This window comes from Clostridium sp. HBUAS56017 (genome assembly GCF_007115085.1).
Classification (GTDB): domain Bacteria; phylum Bacillota; class Clostridia; order Clostridiales; family Clostridiaceae; genus Clostridium; species Clostridium cibarium.
This window is the reverse complement of the sequence record NZ_SULK01000014.1, coordinates 18,261-41,038: the sequence shown is the minus strand read 5'-3', so window position 1 is coordinate 41,038 and position 22,778 is coordinate 18,261. Positions and strand designations below refer to the sequence as shown.

Annotated in this window: 19 protein-coding genes; 3 read left to right on the top strand and 16 right to left on the bottom strand. The window is 28.7% G+C overall.

The features are described from left to right. Nucleotides 1-21: 21 nt before the first annotated feature. Nucleotides 22-1,653, bottom strand: a complete 1,632-nt coding sequence (locus FAY47_RS12755) for an NAD-dependent malic enzyme (protein WP_143317196.1) — start codon at nucleotides 1,651-1,653, stop codon at nucleotides 22-24. A 163-nt stretch (nucleotides 1,654-1,816) separates the two neighbouring features. Next, on the bottom strand, nucleotides 1,817-2,215 hold the full coding sequence (locus FAY47_RS12750; protein WP_143317194.1) for a pyridoxamine 5'-phosphate oxidase family protein: 399 nt from the start codon (nucleotides 2,213-2,215) through the stop codon (nucleotides 1,817-1,819). Between the two features lie 123 nt (nucleotides 2,216-2,338). Between FAY47_RS12750 and FAY47_RS12745 the strand changes: the two genes are divergently transcribed. Continuing rightward, nucleotides 2,339-2,677, top strand: a complete 339-nt coding sequence (locus tag FAY47_RS12745; protein WP_143317192.1) for a helix-turn-helix domain-containing protein — start codon at nucleotides 2,339-2,341, stop codon at nucleotides 2,675-2,677. A 5-nt stretch (nucleotides 2,678-2,682) separates the two neighbouring features. Here the strand turns inward: FAY47_RS12745 and FAY47_RS12740 are convergent, their stop codons facing one another. Together FAY47_RS12740 and FAY47_RS12735 are read right to left on the bottom strand one after the other, a co-directional pair. Continuing rightward, on the bottom strand, nucleotides 2,683-3,246 hold the full coding sequence (locus FAY47_RS12740) for a lysozyme inhibitor LprI family protein (protein WP_143317190.1): 564 nt from the start codon (nucleotides 3,244-3,246) through the stop codon (nucleotides 2,683-2,685). 17 nt (nucleotides 3,247-3,263) lie between these two features. Beyond that, nucleotides 3,264-4,610 carry an MATE family efflux transporter gene (locus FAY47_RS12735; protein ID WP_143317189.1) on the bottom strand — a complete coding sequence of 449 codons (1,347 nt, stop codon included), beginning with the start codon at nucleotides 4,608-4,610 and terminating at the stop codon, nucleotides 3,264-3,266. Nucleotides 4,611-4,764: 154 nt separating this feature from the next. Here FAY47_RS12735 and FAY47_RS12730 point away from each other — a divergent pair, with 154 nt between their 5' ends. Then, the gene (locus tag FAY47_RS12730) at nucleotides 4,765-5,898 is read left to right on the top strand and encodes an SLC13 family permease (RefSeq protein WP_143317187.1); all 1,134 of its coding nucleotides are present in this window, start codon (nucleotides 4,765-4,767) and stop codon (nucleotides 5,896-5,898) included. A gap of 63 nt (nucleotides 5,899-5,961) precedes the next feature. Here FAY47_RS12730 and FAY47_RS12725 read toward each other — a convergent pair whose 3' ends face one another. The 11 genes from FAY47_RS12725 to FAY47_RS12675 all read right to left on the bottom strand — a co-directional run bounded on the left by FAY47_RS12725 (nucleotide 5,962) and on the right by FAY47_RS12675 (nucleotide 20,918). Continuing rightward, on the bottom strand, nucleotides 5,962-9,531 hold the full coding sequence (locus tag FAY47_RS12725; protein ID WP_143317185.1) for a 5'-nucleotidase C-terminal domain-containing protein: 3,570 nt from the start codon (nucleotides 9,529-9,531) through the stop codon (nucleotides 5,962-5,964). Nucleotides 9,532-9,770: 239 nt separating this feature from the next. After that, complete coding sequence (msrA, locus tag FAY47_RS12720) at nucleotides 9,771-10,244, bottom strand: peptide-methionine (S)-S-oxide reductase MsrA (protein ID WP_143317183.1); 474 nt, start codon at nucleotides 10,242-10,244, stop codon at nucleotides 9,771-9,773. A gap of 383 nt (nucleotides 10,245-10,627) precedes the next feature. Then, nucleotides 10,628-11,398 (bottom strand): TIGR03943 family protein, encoded by a 771-nt coding sequence (locus tag FAY47_RS12715; RefSeq protein ID WP_143317181.1) that lies wholly within the window; start codon nucleotides 11,396-11,398, stop codon nucleotides 10,628-10,630. A gap of 22 nt (nucleotides 11,399-11,420) precedes the next feature. Next, nucleotides 11,421-13,016, bottom strand: coding sequence for a permease (locus FAY47_RS12710; RefSeq protein WP_143317179.1), 1,596 nt, complete (start codon nucleotides 13,014-13,016; stop codon nucleotides 11,421-11,423). 21 nt (nucleotides 13,017-13,037) lie between these two features. Then, complete coding sequence (locus FAY47_RS12705) at nucleotides 13,038-14,003, bottom strand: GTP-binding protein (RefSeq protein WP_185966824.1); 966 nt, start codon at nucleotides 14,001-14,003, stop codon at nucleotides 13,038-13,040. 390 nt (nucleotides 14,004-14,393) lie between these two features. Beyond that, nucleotides 14,394-15,194 (bottom strand): ABC transporter permease, encoded by an 801-nt coding sequence (locus tag FAY47_RS12700; protein ID WP_143317175.1) that lies wholly within the window; start codon nucleotides 15,192-15,194, stop codon nucleotides 14,394-14,396. Then, entirely contained in the window at nucleotides 15,188-15,889 is a 702-nt protein-coding gene (locus FAY47_RS12695) for an ABC transporter ATP-binding protein (protein ID WP_143317173.1), read from the bottom strand. Before FAY47_RS12695 ends, FAY47_RS12700 begins: the two co-directional genes overlap by 7 nt. Next, nucleotides 15,889-16,257, bottom strand: coding sequence for a GntR family transcriptional regulator (locus FAY47_RS12690; RefSeq protein WP_143317171.1), 369 nt, complete (start codon nucleotides 16,255-16,257; stop codon nucleotides 15,889-15,891). The genes FAY47_RS12695 and FAY47_RS12690 overlap by 1 nt, the downstream gene beginning before the upstream one ends. 207 nt (nucleotides 16,258-16,464) lie before the next feature. Continuing rightward, nucleotides 16,465-17,469, bottom strand: coding sequence for a right-handed parallel beta-helix repeat-containing protein (locus tag FAY47_RS12685; RefSeq protein ID WP_143317169.1), 1,005 nt, complete (start codon nucleotides 17,467-17,469; stop codon nucleotides 16,465-16,467). Between the two features lie 229 nt (nucleotides 17,470-17,698). After that, nucleotides 17,699-18,688 carry a right-handed parallel beta-helix repeat-containing protein gene (locus FAY47_RS12680; RefSeq protein WP_143317167.1) on the bottom strand — a complete coding sequence of 330 codons (990 nt, stop codon included), beginning with the start codon at nucleotides 18,686-18,688 and terminating at the stop codon, nucleotides 17,699-17,701. Nucleotides 18,689-18,914: 226 nt separating this feature from the next. Then, entirely contained in the window at nucleotides 18,915-20,918 is a 2,004-nt protein-coding gene (locus FAY47_RS12675; RefSeq protein ID WP_143317165.1) for a fructose-1,6-bisphosphatase, read from the bottom strand. A 277-nt stretch (nucleotides 20,919-21,195) separates the two neighbouring features. On the opposite strand from FAY47_RS12675, the gene FAY47_RS12670 reads away from it, so the two are divergent. Beyond that, nucleotides 21,196-21,717, top strand: a complete 522-nt coding sequence (locus tag FAY47_RS12670) for a nitroreductase family protein (protein WP_143317164.1) — start codon at nucleotides 21,196-21,198, stop codon at nucleotides 21,715-21,717. A 69-nt stretch (nucleotides 21,718-21,786) separates the two neighbouring features. Here FAY47_RS12670 and FAY47_RS12665 read toward each other — a convergent pair whose 3' ends face one another. Continuing rightward, nucleotides 21,787-22,563 carry a GNAT family N-acetyltransferase gene (locus FAY47_RS12665; RefSeq protein WP_143317162.1) on the bottom strand — a complete coding sequence of 259 codons (777 nt, stop codon included), beginning with the start codon at nucleotides 22,561-22,563 and terminating at the stop codon, nucleotides 21,787-21,789. Nucleotides 22,564-22,778 lie beyond the last annotated feature (215 nt).

Below are 22,778 nucleotides of genomic sequence, written 5' to 3'. Positions count from 1 at the left end.
ATTTACGAAAAGTTGGCAATTCTACTTATATATTGGTTCCCAAATTTCTTTTTCTACTGCTTCTTCTACATTTTCTATGGCTCTTCTATTTACACCATCACTAATAGCTTCATTTACAACTGCCATAGCTACAAGTTTTGAAGCTTCTTTAAGCTTATTTACTGGTGGTAAAATTGAAGCTCCCATTTTAGATAAATCTTGTAGTGATGCTATACCATGTGCTGCTGCTGATAACATATTATCTGTAACTATCTTAGATTTTGCAACTATTATTCCAAAACCTAGTCCTGGATACAAAAGAGCATTATTTGCCTGCCCAATATTATAAGTTACCCCATTATATTCAACTGGCTTAGATGGACTTCCTGTTACTACTAATGCTCTACCTTCACTCCACCTAATTATATCTTCTGCCTTAGCTTCACAAAGCTTTGTAGGATTTGAAATTGGCATAATAGCCGGTCTATCATTAAATTTAGCCATACTCTTAACCACTTCTTCAGTAAATGCCCCTGGAACCCCAGATGTACCAATAAGAACTGTTGGTTTTACTTCCTTAATTACCTCTTCAAGATTCTTTAATGGCTTTTTAAATTCATCACTTTTTCTTGCGTATTTCTTTTGTCCCTCTGTAAGTTCTTTCATATCTTCAGTTACTAATCCATAGCGATCTACAATATAAAAATGTTTCTTTGCCTCTTCTTCTGATAAACCGCTCTTTATCTTTTCTAATAGAATTTGATCTGAAACCCCTATACCTGCTGTTCCTCCACCAAAAACTACTATTCTATGATCTTTAACTGGTATTTCAGTAACCTTTGCTACAGCATTTAAAGCTGAAACCATCATTACCCCTGTTCCCTGTATATCATCATTAAATGTACATATATGTGATCTGTATTTTTCAAGTATTCTTCTAGCATTTCCACGTCCAAAATCTTCCCAATGAATAAGTGCTTCTGGGAATAATTCTAAAGAAACTTTTACAAATTCATCTATGAATCTATCATATTTTTCTCCTGTAACTCTTTTATGCTTATTTCCTAAATATAGAGGATCATTTAATAACTCTTCATTATTTGTTCCTGCATCTATTACTACAGGCAATACATTTTTAGGATTAATTCCAGCAGCCACAGTATAAACTGCAAGCTTTCCTATGGATATGTCAACACCTTGCACTCCCCAATCTCCTATACCTAGAACTCCTTCACCGTCAGTTACTACTATTAGTTTTATTTCATCTAAATCTGAAATTGCTGACACTATAGATTTTTTAATGTCTTCTATTTTATTTATAGAAAGAAATACAGCATCTTTAGGAGTATCGTATTTCTTTGAATAATTTATTACCGCATCTCCTATTGTAGGTGTATAAATTATTGGTAGAAATTCTGTAACATGCTTGCCTACAACATAATAAAATAGTGTACGATTTGTATCGTATATATTCATCAAATAAAGATGCTTATCTAAATCATTAGCAAAAGATTTAGTTCTTTCATACACTAACTTTTCTTGTTCATCTATACTTCTTACAGCCTCTGGTAAAAGACCAGTCAAATCATATTTTTTTCTTTCTTCTTCAGTAAATGCTGTTCCCTTATTCAAAAATGGATTTCTTAATAATTCTTGTCCTTTTAAATTCATTATCTTCGCCCTTATTATCTAAAATTTTAGATAATTTCCTTTCCTAATAATCATAATAAAATTATAATTCTAAATATTACTATCTAGAAATATATTTTTATTATGACTCTATAAATATTATTTATAACATAAAAAACTGCCTCAAAATTTTGAGACAGTTTTTATGCTAGAATTTAATTTTTTCAAAGCTTCCGTCGAAACCAGCTATTTCAGCATCTCCATTTTCAACATAAAATATAGCCATATTTAGTCCAGTTTCTTCATTATAAATTTTTCTTAAAGATGGCATAGTATTAAAAGCAGCTTCCAAAGCCTTTTCACTCTTATCAAATACAGCCGTACCTTTAATTCTAATCCATTCCCCATTAGCACTTGTTGTTGATACTTCAAAATTTGGATTTTCTAAAAGTTGCTTATAGGATGCTTTATGGTCTCCCATTCCGAAATATAACTTTCCTTCATAATCCATAAAAAATCCAAATGGTCTAACCCTTGGTTCTCCTTCTTCCACTGTAGCAAAATAAAACGTAGAATTCTCTTTTAAGAAATTGATTACTTTATCCATATTGCACCATCCTATACTATTATAATTACTTTACAACCAAATTATAGTATGCTAGTATTTCAATAACAAGTAGGTTTTTTTATAATAGTCAGTATCTTTTTTGATACTATTAAGGAGAGTACTATGAATTATTCAAAAGATTTATTTGGGATATGCCCAATAACAACGGCTCAAAAAATTTTAGGTGGTAAGTGGACAATCATAGTTCTATACTATTTAAGTCAAGGAACTCTACGTTTTGGTGAACTTCAAAGAAAAATTCCTGACTTAACACAGGCAATGCTTACTAAACAATTACGTAGTTTAGAATCTTATGGCCTTGTTCATCGTGAAGTATATCCTGAAGTTCCACCAAAGGTTGAATATTCTTTAACTAACCTTGGAAAAGAGTTTATCCCAGTTCTTGATGCACTTTCTGTTTGGGGTGAATCTTATAAAAATCATTTAAATAGCGATAGCTAATTAAGTTATTTCATATATTTTTCTACTAACTCATAACATCTTTCTTTAGTTGATTGAACTAAAGACTCAGTATAAGTCAAATTTTCGGCTGTTCCACCTTTAAACTCGGCAGCCGCTTTTTTAGCCTTATCTTCTTTATCTTTTATCCACTGTAATTCTTCTTTTTCAAGTTTACTCATATCACTTTTTGATAAATCTTTCTTTAATTCAGTATAGATTTCATTTAAAGCTTTATCCCATCTCTCATATTCTTGATTTGCTGCTGATTTCATCTCTGCTGTATTTCCTTTATAGAGACTATCCAAATCTTTAAGTCCCTCTTGTATTTTATCTAACTTCTCTTTATATATACTCTTCTTTCCATTTACTTTCGTATTATTTGTACTAGTTTCTTTACTATCAGAACCACTGTTTTTTTCACTTTTTCCCCCTGCCGCTTCATTATTGTCATTACTTTCTGTGCTTTCTGCAATTGTTTCTTCATTTTTAGTTTCATTTTTATCCTTTCCACAGGATACTGATGTTAATGCAATTAACATCACCATTATAATAGCAATAATCTTTTTCATCTATGATTCCTCCTAATTTAATTTCTTCTTTTTATATATAACTTTAAGTTCTTTTTGTGTCTAAAATATGCTGGAATTTCATAGGCAAGCATAGCAATCCACCCTATTAAACAGCTAAAAGCTATTCCTGCAATACCAAAATTTGGTGCGAGCAAATATGAACACATAACTCTTACAACAATTTGTATAAATGTTGAAGCAAGCGTAATTTTCAAATCTCCCATTCCTCTAAAATAACCTTGTAGTCCATTTGTCATCCCAGGCAAAATATAGAATATAGCCATACTTTCTAAATATATCACTCCAAGACCAATAACTTCAGCACCGCTATCTGGTACAAATAGCTTCATTAAGCTGCCAGATCCCATATATACAGGTCCAGCAACTATTAACCAGTAAATTGCTTCTATTATCATACCTGCATAAAATCCTTTTCTTATACGTTCCCTTTTCTTAGCCCCTCTATTTTGAGCTACAAAAGTAGTGGTAGCATGTGCTATGCTCTGCTCAGGAGTTAAAACAAAATCGTCTATTCTTGTAACTGCATTAAATGTAGCTATGTTATTTACTCCTAACCTATTTACTGATCCTTGAATTAAAAGTTTTCCTACATAAAGACAAGTTTGCTGAAGTGCTGTAACCCAACTATAATTTATAGTATCCTTTAAAAGTGTTTTATCAACCACTATTTCTGATCTTTTGAATCGTAAAATAGGCATTCTTATATATACATATACAATACATAAAGCACAAGATACAAATTGTGAAATTACAGTAGCTATCCCAGCTCCCTTTACCCCCATCTTAAAAACAACCACAAATAGTATAGCTAAAAAAATATTTAATACTGATGATATCATTAAAAATATAATTGGAGTTTTAGAATCTCCCATACTACGTAAAGTTGATGAATATATATTATACAAAAAAGTAAATATCAATCCTGAAAAAATAACCTTCAAATATATATTTGCTTCAGGTATTATTTCACTTGGTGTTTGAGTTATCACTAAAATAGGTTCTGCTAAAAAAAAGCATGCTATACTCATAAATATTGTAAAAATCATCCCTACAATCATGGATGTAGACACTTCTCTCTTTAACTTTCCTATATCGTTAGCTCCAAAATACTCGCTCATCAGTACTGAGGTCCCCATGCATATGCCTACTATAAAAAAAATGATGATATTCATAATAGGATTTGCTGCACCTACAGCTGCCAAAGAGCTTGTCCCTACAAAATGTCCAACTATAATTGCATCTACTGCATTATATGTAAGTTGAAACATATTACCTAAAATCATAGGTATTGCAAATGTTACTAAGTGCTTTGGTATACTACCACTTGTCATATCTTTCGTCACTTTTTTGCCCTCTTTCTGTCATAAACTAGCATAATATATACTATATACTATTTAGTTATACAATTACAAATATTTATATTAACTTAAAAATTAATTTTTTGTTATAATATACAGGACGATTTTAAGTTAATTTATTTATTCAAGGAGAAATAACATGAAGTTAGTATTAAATATACCTAAAAAGCAATATATATTTTCTTACATAAAAAAAGAAGTAGTCCTTACTATAGCTGCACTACTTGCTCTATTAAGCTCTATAGTATCAATGCCTAAACTCCAATACATAGATTTTAAAGTACTTATACTTTTATTTAATTTAATGATAATAGTAGCAGCTTTTGAGAATCTTAAAATTTTAGATTACTTTGCTACAAAACTGCTGACTAAATGCAAAAGCTATAGAAGTATTGTATTTTCACTTACTTTTATAACTTTTTTCGCTTCCATGCTTGTAACAAATGATGTTGCGTTAATTACCTTTGTACCATTATCCTTAATAATTTGTAAAAAAGTTAATATTAGCAGTATTAAAATTATTGTATTCCAAACTTTAGCTGCAAATCTTGGAAGTGCTTTTACGCCTATGGGAAATCCTCAAAACCTTTTTATTTACTCCTATTACAATATATCTCCAATTAACTTTTTTCTAATAACAATTAACTTGATTTTACTATCAATAGCTTTTTTAATAGGATTGATAATAAAGAATAATAAAGATAAATTAACTATCGATTTATCTTCAGTTAAAATTAAGGATAAAGCTTCATCCATTATATTTAGTATATTATTTATAATAATTTTAGCTTCGGTATTTCACATAATAGATTATAAAATCACTTTTATTATTACTATTTCTATAGTTTTAATTTTTAATAAAAAATTATTTAAAGAAATTGATTATTCTCTGCTTTTAACTTTTGTTTTCTTCTTTATTTTTATAGGGAATATCTCATCGGTAGAAACTGTTAAACTGCTTATGTCAAAACTTTTGAATTCTGGGACAAGCACTTATTTTTCTTCCATCATTCTAAGTCAGTTTATTAGTAATGTACCATGTACAATGCTCCTATCAAGTTTTACTAACAACTATAAAGAATTACTCCTAGGAGTTAATATAGGTGGAATGGGTACACTAATTGCTTCAATGGCAAGTCTCATTTCATATAAACTCTACACAAAAGACTATTCAGAAAATAGCACAAGATATATTAAGTATTTTTCATTATATAATCTTTTAGGTCTCATGATTTTTATACCTTTTATTTTTATTCTAAATATCTTAATTTAAATCTAATACAACAAAGAAAATAGGCACATTAAATTTGAAGTTATTTTAATGTGCCTATTTATTTTATAATACTTTTTTCTTCCTGTTAACAACTACAAGTGCTCCAGCAATTGACATAAGACCAAGAAAAGCAAATATTTCTATGTCTTTGTAATCTCCTGTCTTTGCAATTCTAGCTGAAGAATCATTAGGTGAACCTTCATTATTTATATCAGTTCCTTTTGCATCTTTATTTTCTAATGGATTTGTAGTGTCTTTTTGCTTATTATCAGCAGTATTATCAACTCCAGAAATCAGTAAATTATAATCTAAAACTGGAATTCCATTAGTCTTCCATGAATCTTCTATTGATTCTCTCATAACTATATTAGTATTCACTACATTCTTAGCTGCTGAAAAATCATATCCATCTCCACCTGTTAGCATAAAATCATTAATTGCAACAGAATAATATTTATCCATATCTAATTTACTACCATCTGCTAGTCTAACAGAAGTAACCTTATTTGTATCTTTATCGTACCAAACTTTAATTCCTGCAAATTGCCCCCATGCAATATCTTTAGGATCAATACCATGTTCAATAACTTTTATTAAATCAGATCCCTTAAGATTTAAAGTTACTATAGTGTTATCAAAAGGTAAAATTTCATACATATCACCGACAGTAACATCACCTTTTTCAAGACTTCTTCTTATACCACCACCATTATTAATAGCAATTTGAGTATTTCCTATCTTTCTCATAGTTTCAGAAACTGTTACTCCAAGTGGTGTTAATGCTGAATTTTTATCGTCATGGCTTAATCTATCTTGTAAAGTTGCAACTTTTTGACCAAATATAGGTTTCAATTGTTCTTCTTGTTCTTTCATTAACTTTTGAACATTTTCATCAACTGGAAGTGTAGATTCTATTCCTTTAAATACTTGTGTATTATGCTCAACACTTAGCATTTTATTATTATCATCAAATTTAAATGTTAATTTAGATAATCCTCTACCATTATATCCAGCTTGTACAATTGGAATATTATTTACCTTACCATCAACAAATGTATGGCTATGAGCTGAAATTATTGCATCTAATCCAGTAACCTTGTTTGCTATATCAGCAGCTTCTCCTGTGATTTCACCAGTCTTACTATTTTGACTAGCACCACAATGTGTTAATGCAACAACTGCATCTGCACCTTCTGCTTTAACTATCGGTATATATTTTTTCAAAGTTTCTGCTGGATCTAAGAACTCTATCCCTTCAACATTGGCAGCCTTTGTTGATGTTAATGTTTCTGGAGTAGCAATACCTATAAATGCTATTTTCACTCCGTTTCTTCCGACTATCTTATAAGGTTCAACAGATTCAATTGTTTTTCCATTATCCTTATAAACCATATTTGCAGCTAAGAAAGGGAATCCCCCTTTTTCTGACCATTTCTTTAAGTTTTCTCGGCCCCAGTCAAATTCATGATTACCTACAGCAGAAGCTTCTAAGCCAATAGCTTTTAACATTTCATTTACAGGCTCACCTTGCTTAAGGTTAGAAATTGCAGTACCTTGATATAAATCTCCACCTGAAACAGGAATTACACTATATCTATCATTTGCTTTAGCTCTATATTCATTAATAACTCCTGCAAGTTTTGCAGCACCAATATTTTTTCCGGATTCAAGTACATTACCATGTAAATCATTAAAACTTAATACATCTATTACTTTTGGATTTAGTGCTTTTAACTTATTAACCTCATCTGTTAACCCTTTTGTATTTAATTGATCTATAACACTATCCCATGTTAATGGTTCAGTTATAAGATTATTATTAGTTTTAGCAGTTAACGTACCATCATTAATTAGATTAATAACTTCATTTCTTAATTGGTCATTATATTTAACTCCTGTTAACTTCCAGTTATTATCTACATTTCTTGATATAACTCCACTTTTAGCATCTCTAATATATGTTGCTATCATATCTCTAACATCTGAAAGAGGATCATTAGTAGATTCATATACTTTTTCAAATTCTCCCTTATCAAATATTGGTGCAAGATTTGAATTATATCTATAATCATTTACTGTTAAATATATTTCATCATTGTCCTCAACTTGTTTTCCATCTGGAAATTTTAAATTCTCAATTCTACTTTTAGCAGGCTTTGAAATATTTATATCATACTTAACACCGCTTAATGTATCATATAAATATGATGCAAATTTAGGATTAAAAGATATACTAAAATCTCCTTCTTTAAATGTATTATAAATTTGAGCTGTCCACTCTAAATATTTCTTTAATTGCTTACCATTTGTTTTTATTGTATATAATTTATTATCAAACTTATAAATATTAGCTAAATCTGATTTTGCAATTGTTCCTGTCTTAAGATTAGAACTTTCTGAAAGCATTGCTGCTCCTGAGACATGATGAACCTTGTTTCCATCAACTCCAATTGATTGAAGATGTTTATTACTATAGTATAACTGCACTTCATTAATTAAGTCAGTTACACCTTGATCACTTACAAAAGATTCTGGGATTCCTTTAACTCTATTTTTTTCAGCTAAATCTTCCCCTTTAAGTTCTCCGATTTTAGTCTTTCCATCTGCTAAAGCTTCCTGATGGTACTTTTCAAGCTCTTTATTTAATACTTCATCTTCTTCTGATGCTTTTGACAAAGGAATTAAACTTGCACTTCTATTTACTACCTTGCAGCCTGTGCTTGTTTTTTCAACTTCTAATTCTACTTTAGAAACCTCTGCTCCAGCATTCTTAGGTTGTGTTATTAAAACACCATTAACTATTTGTTCTTTTATGCTAACATGAGTATGTCCAGCAACTATCATAGATACATCTGGATTTTCATTTGCTATATCAGTAGCACTATCTCCACCACCATACTCATTTTTCACCCCCATATGAGAAGTAACTATAAATAAGTCTGCTAAATTTTTGCTCTTTAATTCATCAATAACCTTCTTCACTTCATCAGCAGGATTTCTAGGATCATAACCTTTTAGCTTGTCCCCATCCCATCTTGTTATATTATTAGTAACAACCCCTATAATTGCCACTTTTATTCCATTAATATCTTTTATTGTATATGGCTTAAATACTCTTTGCCCATCTTTATATAGATTTGCACAAAGTACAGGTGTTCCTCCTGTTTCTGATTGCTTAGCTACCTTCTGTAAAATACTCATGCCATAATTAAATTCATGATTTCCTAGAGAATAACTATCATAACCAATAGTATTTAGCCCTAAGATCATAGGATCTTTATTTTTTTCCAAATAATCTTCTTTTAAGAATAAATGATTGTAATTTCCTTGTATAGTATCGCCATTATCTACGACTATGGTATTGGGATTTTTTGCCTTTTCCTCTTTAACAACAGCTGCAACTTGGTTTAATCCCCCTGCTGCTATGGAATTAGTAGCGTAATCATAATTTTTAAACTTTCCATGTAAATCTGTAGTAGATAATATTTGTACCTTTGTTGTATCAGTGGCAGCTATTTTTTTATCTTTTGCTGAATTATCATAGGCTCTTACCACATGACTTGGGCCAATAAAGCTTGCCCACAAAGCCACTACAGTAATTACTGCAGTGAATTTTTTTTTCTTAAATAACATTTTTTACCCCCCTGTAATCTTATTAAATATACCATTTTATAATACTATATATAAAATTGAATTTATAGTAGTGTTAAACTTTTTTTACATATTTTTATCATAAAAACAATACTTACTATTTACTTTATTATTTTATCTTCTACTATGTTTCTTCTTAATAATTCAAAGTTTATTACCAATAGTTAATTTTTTACAGTTGCCTGCAATAAAAAAAGTTGCAATTCCTTGCAACTCTTATATTAATCAAATTTAATATGGCAATAGCCATTTGGATTTTTCTTTAAATAATCTTGATGATATTCCTCAGCCGAGTAATACTTCTCAAGTGGTTTAACTTCTGTAACTACTGGCTTATCATATTCATTTTGTATTTTATTCTTACTTTTTATAATGGTATCAAGATCTAATTTATCTAAATAGTAAATTCCTGTTCTATATTGAGTTCCTACATCTTCTCCTTGCTTATCAACTGTTGTTGGATCTACTACACTCCAAAATTTATCTAATAATGTATCTAATTTTACTACATTTTCATCGTATGTAATATAACATACTTCTACAAAATAGGTGTCATTTTTACATACTTCCTCATAAGTTGGATTTTCAGTCTTTCCATTAGCATATCCTACTTCTGTATCTATAACTCCTGGTATCATAGCAAAAAACTTTTCTACGCCCCAAAAACATCCTCCACCGAATACTATCTTTTTCATAATGTCCCCCTATTTATCATAATTAATGTTACTTTTGAATATATCTTACCACTTCTCAATTCTATAGTCTACATACTAAACTAATAAACATAATTATAATCAAAGCACGTTTTTATTTCTTTAATATTATTCATTTACTTCTATATAAAATTACATATTATTTTCAAATTTGTATGAATAATTTATTTTTCTTTGGATAAACTAGAATTGTGAGCAAGAGAATAAGTAATTTACTATTCTTTTAAATAGATTTAGGGCATCAGAATCACATAACAAGTGATATAGGTAAAACTAAACTTCTATTTACTCGCAAAGGTTCATACTTTAAAAAGTATGAACCTTTATTTTTAACTATTATATTCTTTAAACCTACCAATATTCAACTAATAAGGATACACATAAGGTGTTTTAGGTGCATCAACTTTTTCGATATTCTTTACTTTAATAATAGCTACCTTCTCCTCTAACCTTTTGCCTAATTCCAGTGTTCCATTAACTTTAAGCCAAGTGTCAACCTCATATTTAACAGGTTCTGCATTATCACATAATAATCCAACCATTTGCATATCAGCCGTACAACATACCATCATATTACGAACCAATGCAAATTGATTTGATTTCATGCCATCTTCCTTATACACAAAGCCTACTATTTCAATTTCTTTATTAATATAACTATCAATATTATTTTCTACCTCAGTTAAAAAATTAATATAATTACTATCTGTAACTGTAATTTTCCCATTTTCATCTATACTTATTTTCTTATTATCATTGCCATTTTTAGGCTCTGCACTACTAATATTATTATTTTGTGCAGAATCTACATTATCAGATTTATCCTCTATAAATTTTGAATTATTTGAAGCTCCCATATTAGTACTATTAGGTTTCATCCCAAGCATCATAACAAATGGAATTATGAAAACAATATAATTTCTCATCTTTCTCTTTACAGTCCTAGCCTTTAATATGTCAAATACTAAAAATAAAACTATAAACATCATAGCTACAATACTGAACTTAGCAAATGGTATAATTCTTGGATGCACATATAATGTTATCATATCACTTCTAACAAGGATAAAATAAAAAGTAGAAAATCCTAGTAGAATAAATAGCTTTAACATTATTTCTAAATTTACTTTTTTCATTCTTAAATCAACTCCATCTATTTTATAAAGGCACTAACATTAATAATATAAAGGAAACAATAATTATTAAAGACAATAATTTAACTACAAATGATTTTTTAAAGCTTCCAAGGAGCATCATAGTATTTTTAATATCTATCATTGGTCCAATTATTAAAAAACCTAAAACTGATCCTTTAGAAAATTCATTTAAGAAACCTTTTGCAATAAAGGCATCTGAAGTTGAACATACAGAAAATACAAATGCAAACACCATCATAATAATTAATGATGCTACTTTTCCTTCTGGAACAAATGCTATTACTTTTTGTCCTATTAAAGTTTGAATGCTAGCTGATAGAAGAGCTCCAACAATCATATATTTGCTTACATTTATAAACTCATCCCCTGCAAGTAAAAAAACTCCTTTAATCTTTGTAAAAATATTTTTGCTGGTTGTATATTCTCCACTACATAGTTCACATTGACAATTAATTATATAATCATTAACAACATCCTTTGCTGAATATCTATTCATAATCAATCCAACAATTATAGAAATTATAATTCCTAAAATCACTCTATATACCACTATATACTTCATATCTGGAAATGCATATAACGTAGAGATTATTGCGATAGGATTTACTATAGGTGCCGATAACATAAATGTAACAGCTACTGATAATGGCAGCCCTTTCTTTAAGAATCCCCTTGCTACAGGAATAGTTCCACAATCACATACTGGAAATAAAATTCCTGAAACGGCGGCTACTATAGATGCCATGATAGTATTACGTGGAAATATCTTTGCCAAAATATTTTCTGAAACACATATTTGAATCATAGATGATAAGAAGGCACCAATAAGTAAAAAAGGTAAAGTTTCAATTAGAATTCCCATAAATATTTTATTAAATGAGTTAATCCAATTTTTATCTAAATAACTATTAGTAAAATCACTTACAAGAGGAAAGCATAAACCAAGCCAAAATAAAATCATAAACCCTAAAATAACTAATATTATTTCTTTACTACCTACTTTCTCTTCACTTGTGTTCAAACATAGCTTTTTCTTTCTTATTGATTTTTCCTCTATATCAACAGTTGGAAACTCATAAATTTTTGCAACTTCATTAATTTGCCTAATATTTCTTTTTATATTTTGGATAGTGTCCTTGTTCATATTATTTGCATTATTAAATATTATTATGTCACTATTTACGATATGTTCTCTAATCTTATTTGCCATGTTTATAAGATACATATTTGCAGTTTTCATATCTAAAGTACTAATAATTTTATTAATCTTACAAATTTTTTCTAGATAAGGATCATTAAATCCTTCGAGAAATTTTTCTGTATCACCCATACCATTGTATTCAATAATAATTCTATCGGGAGTATATTTTGATATTATCTCCCTTAAGCAATTCTTATTAAAAGGCTCATCTATTTTTCTTTGCATTATTATTATTTTGTTATTGAATTTCTCTTCTTTAATAGTTGTCTTACCAGATTCATATTGAACAATAACAACAGTTTCATCTCTTAAGCCACCATTTTCTATAAAGGATTTTATTAATGTAGTTTTTCCTGAACCGAGAAATCCCATCAGTATATCAACTTTAATCTTCATACCTGTCCCCTTTATTCTGAATTATCCATTTATATTAAATAACAAATTTAATTTATTTTTATCTACACCTTCTCCAATAATAACTATCTTTCCAACTCTTTGTTTTGTTGCCTTATTAATCTTAAACTTACCTGGAGTATAATGAAATTCTCCCCAGATTCCCTCTTCTAGTTTAACTATTCCTTTTCCTCTTAAAATATTCCCATAACTTTTATCATTTACTATAATTTTAAATATTTTTTCTAATGTTGATTTTGAAAAAGATTTTTGCGTCTCAACTCCCCAGTTATTAAAAATATTATCAGCGCTATGAGAATGTGATACCTTATTTACTGCACTTATTTTAAATGACTTTTTTATAGATAATGTTTTCTCATTACTTTTCTTTATATCTTCTTTTGAAATCGTCAATATATCATTACCATCCATTTCATCTAAAGGAGCTGTAATTATACTACTTTCTTTATTTATATTTCTAATTAATCTACTAATTTTTTTAATTTGCTCTTCATCATTGTTCTCTATTTTGCTAAGGATTATGGTATTTGCGTTTTTTATTTGGTCTTTATAAAACTCTCCAAAATTATTTATATAAGCTTCATAGTTTATAACATCTATCACTGTAAATATATTATTAATATAAATATTATTATTTTTAGATATGCTTTTACAGGATTTAATTATATCCGAAAGTTTTGCTACCCCAGACGGCTCAATTATTATCCTTTCTGGAGAATATTGTTTTATAATTTCATGCATGGCCTCTTTAAAATCCCCTACTAACGAGCAGCAAATACATCCTGAATTTATTTCTTTTATATCTACTTTAGTATCATTTAAAAGATCTCCATCTATAGATACTTCTCCAAATTCATTTTCTAAAATAGCCAATTTTTCTTTTCTTAAATCACTATCTAGCAATTTTTTTATTAATGTTGTTTTTCCTGCACCTAAAAAGCCTGAAACTATATCTATTTTTATATCCAAATATACCACTCCTCAATTAAATTCTAAACTCAAAAAACTAATCATTACTAATATGAAATCTAAATTATAATATATATATGATACTAATTTATAATTTAGATATACTTACATAACTCTTTAGCCTAAGTCATATTTAAAACATAATTTTTCATTATATATGCGCAAATCTCAAATGCAACTAATTCGCATTTAACTTGTCTACTTATTATATTATGTAAAATAAAATTTTACAACTATATATACTTTTAATATTTATATCTAAAATTACATTTCATTTCAAACTTACCTGTATATCAGTAATTTATGCAAAAAAGAGCTCTACATGATAGAAAATTAAAAATCTATCATGTAGGGCTCTTTTAAAATATATAAAGTTTTCTTATTCTCAAATTACTCCAAATTAAGTTTGTTTCTTAAAACATAATGACAAATTACATAAAATATTATTGAAAGTAAAATTTCTGATCCAATCCCAAATAATAAAAACTTATGAATAGGTGCTAAATTTGTTGTTGTTATATTAACAACGCCTTCAATATTAATAAAAGATGATACAGCTCCAAAAATGCTATTGATCACCATACTTAACACAATAAAAGCACCAAAAGATGATAATATTTTTCTCCTGTTCGCTAAATGTCCTAATGATATAGATGCATATATCATTAAAGTCGATTCTACAACACCTACAAGAATTATAATTATAATTTCTATAAGAATTGTAACCATGTTTATCCCTATTTCACTAAAACCTACATATAGTATTTGGCCAATGTCCCTAAAAACATTACTAAAATCACCTGGCGTATATGCCATGATTACAATTGATATAATAGCTATCGCCACACTAACTATATTCCATACAATTGCTACGATAAGTTTACTCATCAGGTTTTTATTTAATGATACAGGAATTGTATTCATTAAATACCCCTCATCGCCTAGTAAGTTCTTATAAAATCTTTGAATAATTATGAAGAAAGTAACAACAATTACTGCTACCATAGTTGCAACATAGGCAAACATAGTAATTACTGCTGGAATGTGCCCTAAACCACTTAACCTTTCGTAATTATTATTAGTGCCAATAAAAAACTTATTTATTATAGAAAATATTATCAGGGCTCCATATAATGGTAATAGTATTCTAGCTGTTGCTTTGAACTCATATTTTAATAATTTTCTTAACATCTAAATACCTCCCTAAATAATGCATCAACACTCATACCTTTTTCTTCTCTTATTTCGTCAACGCTCATAGTCAATGATATATCTCCATATGATAAGAAAATTACATCATCTAATATCTTTTCTATATCAGATATTATATGTGTAGATATGATAACTGTAGCATTTTCATTATAGTTATTAATAATAGTATTTAATATATAATCTCTAGCTGCTGGATCAACCCCAGCTATTGGCTCATCTAAAAAGTAAAGTTCAGCTTCTCTACTCATTACTAAAATTAATTGAACTTTTTCTTTAGTTCCCTTTGACATAGTCTTAAGTTTATCTCCAGCATCAATTTTCAATTTGCCTAACATATCATATGCTTTTTCTTTATTAAAATCTAAATAAAAATCTGAAAAAAAGTTTATAATATCTGATACCCTCATCCAATCATTAAGATAAGTCCTTTCTGGCAGGTACGAAACTATCTTTTTAGTTTCCACTCCAGGAACTTTACCACCGATTAAGATTTCTCCACTACTAGGTGTTAATAGTCCATTTGCTAGCTTTATTAAAGTACTTTTTCCACTACCATTTGGCCCTAACAACCCAACTATCCTTCCTCTATTAACTGATAAATTAATCCCATTTAATGCTTTTTTACCGCCATAAGTTTTAACCAAATCCTTACATTCAAAAATTGGATTATCCATTAATTCATCTCCTTTGCAACTTTTTCTATCATAGAAATAGTTTCTTTTTCAGTAAAGCCAATATTCTTCATAGATAAAAGAAATTTTTCAATTTGTTCTTTTGCTAAATTAGTTTGCGCATTCTTTATCATTTCCCTGTCCTCCGTAATAAATCTACCTGCTGTTCTTTGACTATATACGAGCCCTGTCTTCTCTAATTCAGTAAGAGCTTTTTGCATAGTATTAGGATTAACCGCTGCCTCACTCGCCATATCTCTAACTGAAGGAAGCTTTTCCCCTACTGAATAGACTTCTGAAATTATATTGAGCTTTATTTGCTCCATAAGTTGCTGATATATAGGTGCCGAATTATTAAATTCCCATGCCATCATATCACTCCTTTGTATTATTGTATTAAGTGCTTAATACAATAATACAATAGTTACCAGCATATGTCAATATATATTTTCATGTCACTCTAAAAAATATTTTATTTCTTTTTATATTCTGTTGAACAAAAAATGATGAATTCAATCTGAATTCATCATTTTTATAACTAGTTATTATGTTATTTCACTAATTACATATAATGTAACTTATTTAACTGTTGGACTGCTAGTTACTACTGCACCAGTAAGATTACTTTTACCATTTATTGATACGCTACCTTTAGTAATGTATGCTGTACCAAATGTTACTTCATGACCGATTGCTGATGGAGTACCTTTTGCTGGCCAATTATAATTTAATCCTTTATTAGAATCAGCTGTACATCCTTCCATAGTTACATGGCCTCCTTGATTGTTTCTATCAAAACCATTTTTCTTATTGCCTTTTGCTGTACATCCAACTAAATAATGATCTAAATTATCGATGTGGGCAGCTACTCCTGGAGTTTTATTATCTACTCCACCTAGTTTAAATCCATTTCCATCACCGCTGTATCCTTTAGCATTTCCGTTATTATTAGCTTGACATTTTATAAATTTTACAGCTCCATGAGCAGCATATAGATCATATCCATCATCTGAATTATTTTCAGAAACACATTCTTCTAAAACTATTCCTTTTCCAGAATGTAATTTAACTGCAAATCCATCTGCATTTTCTCCATTTGGAGCATCTGCATTTAAGTAAGAGTGAACTCTATACAAATAAGTGTTATCTCCTCCATTTGATATTTGAACTCCAGCATCTTTATTATCATGCACTTCTAAATTATAGAATTTATTTTCTGTTCCTGTAACATATATACCATTATCACCAGCATTACATACTTCAAAATCTTGAACTATATTTTTACTTCCTGAAAAATCTAACCCTTTTTGACCAACAGCAGTTTGCTTAAAATCAACTTTAGCTTTGTTAATCCCCTTTATTGTAATTCCTGATTTCGTAACTTTTACAGTTCCTGATGTTACAGCTCCATCAATTACAATCGTATCTCCAGCACTTGCTTTATTTACTGCAGCTGCTAAAGTCATACCCCCAGTAGCCTTTACCGTGTATGTAGTTGCTGCCTTAGCTGTTACCCCCATTGATGCAGTAACTGCTGTAAATGATAGAACTACTCCTAGACATAATAATTTTACTTTTTTCATTTTAATTCCCCCAGTTAATTAATATTTTTGCTAAATTGATAAATGCAAACAATTTGGCAAATCAATTTATAATATCGTTTACATTTTATATATTAACACATTTTTATGATGTTGTATACTAGTATTTTAATTTTTTTGATTTCCATACTTTTTTTGATTAACATAGCTTTTTATAAAAAAATAAGCTATCTTTTCCATAAGATAGCTTATCTTTAATTGATCTATCAGATTAGAAACCTAAACATCTTCCTGTTAATGTAGCACCAGAAATATCATTTTTACCATTAATGGATTTACTATTTTGAATTATAGCTTTTCCAAAAGTTACTTTGTAACCTAAAGCTGATGGAGTTCCTGTTAGTGGGAAACTATAATTCTTTTTACCATTAGAATCTGAAGTACATCCCTTCATTGTTACTACACCACTTTGATTATTTCTATCAAATCCATTTGCCTTGTTACCCTTTGCTGTACATCCTTCTAAATAATGATTTAAAGGATCTAAATGAGCCTTAACTCCTGAAGTCTTGTTATCAACACCTCCAACTTTAAACCCATTTCCATCTCCTCTAATGCCAGCACATTCTCCGTTATAATTAGCTTGACATCTTATAAATTTTACAGCTCCATGAGCAGCATATAAATCATATCCATCATCTGAATTATATTCAGAAATACAATCTTCTAACACATTTCCTGCCCCTGAATGTAACTTTATTGCAAATCCATCGGCATTTTCCCCTTTAGCATCTGCATTATGATGAGAACGAACAAAACTCAAATAGTTATTTGCTCCTCCATTTGATATTTGAACACCTGCATCTTTATTATTATGAACATTTAACCTAATAAAGTTATTTTTTGACCCTTGAACATATATTCCATTATCTCCAGCATTGCAAATTTCTAAATCTTGTATAGTAGATCCATTACTATTTACCGTTAATCCTCTACCAGATCCATTTCCAGAGAAATCAATCTTTCCATTTGATTGACCTTTAATTATTACACCAGCTGGAACCGATACAGATCCCGATTTTACTGTTCCCTTTACTATAATTGTATCTCCAGATTTTGCGCTTGATAAAGCTTTTGATAATGTTGTACCACCATTACTTACAACTATTGTAGTTGCAGCTTTAGCAACGGTAGTATTTGATGCTGTAGCAGCAACAAATGCAACAACTACACCAAGACATAATAATTTAAATTTTTTCATCTTGAATCCCCCCATTTTCAAATTTTATACAACGTCTATATCTGCAGATTTAACGTTTACAAGTTAATATTAACATAAATTCCTTATCTTGTATACCAATATCTTTAATTTTATATTTATTTTGTTAAGTTTTTCTTAACTATTTTAATATTTAAACTTAATAAAAATTTCAGGGAAGTCAATTTTATGACTCCCCTGAAATTTCCATATTTTAATTCTATATAATTTATAGAATTTCATTTATTAATCCTCTTCTATAAGCAGTAAGTAATAATTTTAAATCATTTATTTGTTTCTTTAGTTCTTCTCCAACATCCGTATCTCCAACTCTTTTTCTTTCTAACTTCTTTTCTACTACCATGGTAGATGAAAGGATATCAGTTTCCTTTTCAATTGCATCCTCTGTTGAAGCAAATGGCTCATGGGAAACAAGTTGTATACCATATGAATTATATATTAAGGTATATCCTGCAATGCCAGTATCTCTCCTATAATCTTTTGCAAAACCCCCGTCTATTACTAAAAGCTTCCCATTTGCCTTTACAGGGCTTTCACCTTTCATATTTTTTACTGGCATATGTCCATTTATTATCATTGATTCATCTTTATCAAGTCCAAATTCTTTAAAAATCATATTACACATTTCTTCATCATCCCTATATCTATAATATGAATTTTTAACTTCTCTATGAGTTTTTTGATCCTTTATAAAGTAACGTTCAAACGTAGCCATCTCTTCTTTTCCAAAAAGTGATGATACAGAACCTGTCCATAAATACCACATCATATCCATTCCGTACTGTTTCTTAACTTCATCACTTTTATTAAAATATCCTTCTCTAGCTAAAGATTCAAATTTCTCTAAAAGCAATCTTCCCTTATACTCTTTTCCATTTATTTTCATAGACTTAAAAGTTTTATCTTTATTCATAGGAATACATCCATGGAACAAAAGATTTGAATTATATTTTAAATATATGCTACCTTTTGCAAATAAAAAGGTAATATGTCTTTGCAATTTTTCACTATTAATAAATGAAGATTCTAATTTTTCCATTAAAGCTTCTTCCTCTTCAGTAAGCTTATATGGATTATTTTTATCTATTGTTGGAAAATACTTATCTTTTAGTTCATATACATTATCTCTTAGGCTAACAGTTCCTTCTTCATAGTTAATCTTATCTAGTAATAGTCTATTTTCCATTTTAAACTCTGGTCTTCTTTTAATTATTTCATGCTCAAGCTTAAATTGAAGGATTGTAATAGCTTTATGCATTTTAGCTATTAATTCTACTTCATGATTACTATAAATATTATCTTCATTAATCTTAGGTATAAATTCAGTACATGGGTCATTTTCATAATACCTTAATGCAAAGGTGGCAAGAGGCAATAAATTTATACCATATATATCTTCTATAATATCTAAATTCGAATACCTTGCAGATATTCTTAATACATTTGCTATAGATGTCCTTACCCCTGCTGCTGCCCCCATCCATAACATATCATGATTTCCCCATTGTATATCTACAGAGTGATAATTCATAAGGGTATCAATAATTATGTCAGGTCTTGGACCTCTATCATATATATCTCCTAATATATGAAGCCTATCTATTACTAACCTTTGTATAAGTTTTGAAAGTGCTATAATAAACTCACTAGCTCTTCCAATATCAATTATTGTTGTTATAATTCTATCATAATATTCTTGCTTATCAATTTCATCAACTTGCTCATGTAATAATTCTTCAATTACATATCTAAAATCATTTGGTAATGCTTTTCTTACTTTAGATCTTGTATACTTAGAAGAAACATGCCTGCAAAGTTCAATTAATCTATACAAAGTAATTTTATACCAATCCTTTATATTCTTTTCTTCTTTTAAGATAAGCTCTAATTTTTGTTCAGGATAGTAAACTAAAGTAGCAAGTTTTTTCTTTTCGCTATCCATTAAGGTATTTCCAAAAATCATATCAATTTTTCTTTTTACAACTCCAGAACCATTTTTTAACACATGAATAAAAGGCTCATATTCTCCATGTATATCAGTTAAAAAATGTTCTGTACCTTTTGGTAAATTTAAAATTGCTTCTAAATTTATAATTTCTGTAGACGCTGCAGCAATAGTTGGATATTGCCTAGCTAGTAGTTTTAAATAACTTTCCTTAGATATGGCTTTTTCTAGTATATTTTCATCACTTAACTCGTCATAAGTTTCCATACTTCTACACCTCAATTTAAATTACTTTGTCCTTGAAACAATTTTATTCTATAGCTTTCATTGTTACTTATGATTATTCTATCATATAAAATTATTATTCCAATGGTTTTTATAAGATTCACACAATTTAAAATAATTGGAAATTCTATGTTGTGAAACATAATAGATGTCTATTATTAATTAGTATACTATTTAAAATTCAGTTGTAGAATTATTTATTTTATTTCTTCACTGTAGTAAAATTATAATAATATAGTAAACTTAAGGAGTGATTTAAATGAACGAAGTATTAAACAACATATTAACTAGAAAAAGTATTAGATCTTTTAAAGATGAACAAATAGAAGATGATAGCTTACAATTAATTTTAAAAGCAGGTATTCATGCACCTAGTGGAATGAACAAACAAAGTTGGCAGTTTACTGTTATACAAAACAAAGATAAAATTGAAGCTCTTTCAAAAGTTATAAGAGAAGCCTTAGGTAGAGATAAAAGCTATAACATGTACAATCCGCCAACTATTATATTACTTTCAAACGACAGAGATAATTCTAACGGTTTAGCTGATTGTTCTTGTGCTCTTGAAAATATTTTTTTAATGGCAAATTCTTTAGGAATAGGTTCTTGTTGGATTAATCAATTAAAAACAATCTGCGATGAAAAAGCAGTTCGTGCACTATTATCTGATTTTGAAATTCCTGAAAATCATATAGTATGGGGCATAGCAGCTTTAGGTTATGCCGCTATCGAAGGAAAAGCTCATGAAAAAAATGAAAATGTAATAAAATATGTAAAATAACTTATTCATATTTTAAAGAACCCTTTAGATTTCTATCTAAGGGTTCTCTTTATATTCACTCCTAATACATTATAGGGAAAATATAAGTTGTGTCTTTTCTCCTATCTTTTTAAAGCCCAACTTTTTATACATTTCTTTTGCTCTCCCTTTATTTTCAGTAATCACATAAGCGGTTTTTACACCATCATCATATGATTTTTTTAACATATTCCTCAATATACTTTTCCCAACACCTTGGTTTTGATACTCTTTCAAAACTCCAAAGTCTTCTATTTTAGCTACATCTTTATTCCATAATAATTCACATGATCCAACTGGTTCATCTTCTAAATAAGAAATAAAGCATGACAAATTATTACTAGACTCTTTATAAACATCTACTTTTCTTTTTATTCTCCTTCTAGAATAACTTCTACCTACTAATGGAGCATAATCTAAAATGTTAATTTTAATAATATCACTGTACTCTTCATCAGTTTTCACTTCTTTTACTACACAATCTCCCCTTTGATTTATTTTTATATATTCCGCTGTTTCTATTTTCATATAATCTAGTTTATCTATACTAGTAGGGCTTATATTTAATTTTTTGATAACTTCCTTTGATATTTCCCCATCTACCTCAAATAACAAAAAATCTCTTTTCTCTTTTTTACTCTTATATATTTCATTATTAATTATTTCAACTTTAATCTTATCATCTACAGTCTTATTTAATATAGTTAAATTATTTGCATAAGAATCTTGGAAACTTTCATCACTAAATTTTGTCACAAAACCTTCCTTTTCTTCTTTAGAAAAACACCTGACATACTCTATTTCAGTTTCTTTTAACAATTCATACATATGTATATTTCTCCAAACATTTTTATATTTAAAATACTATATATTATTATAATAACTTTTTCTAAAAAATAAATATAAATACGTCAAGCCAAAAACAATTAACATAAATAATGCATTATGTTAAAATTAATACAGAAAAACAAATGCAAAACAATATAATATTTAGGAGGTTTAGAAAATAAAAAAGTTAAATATGTTTATTAATCCAAAAGATA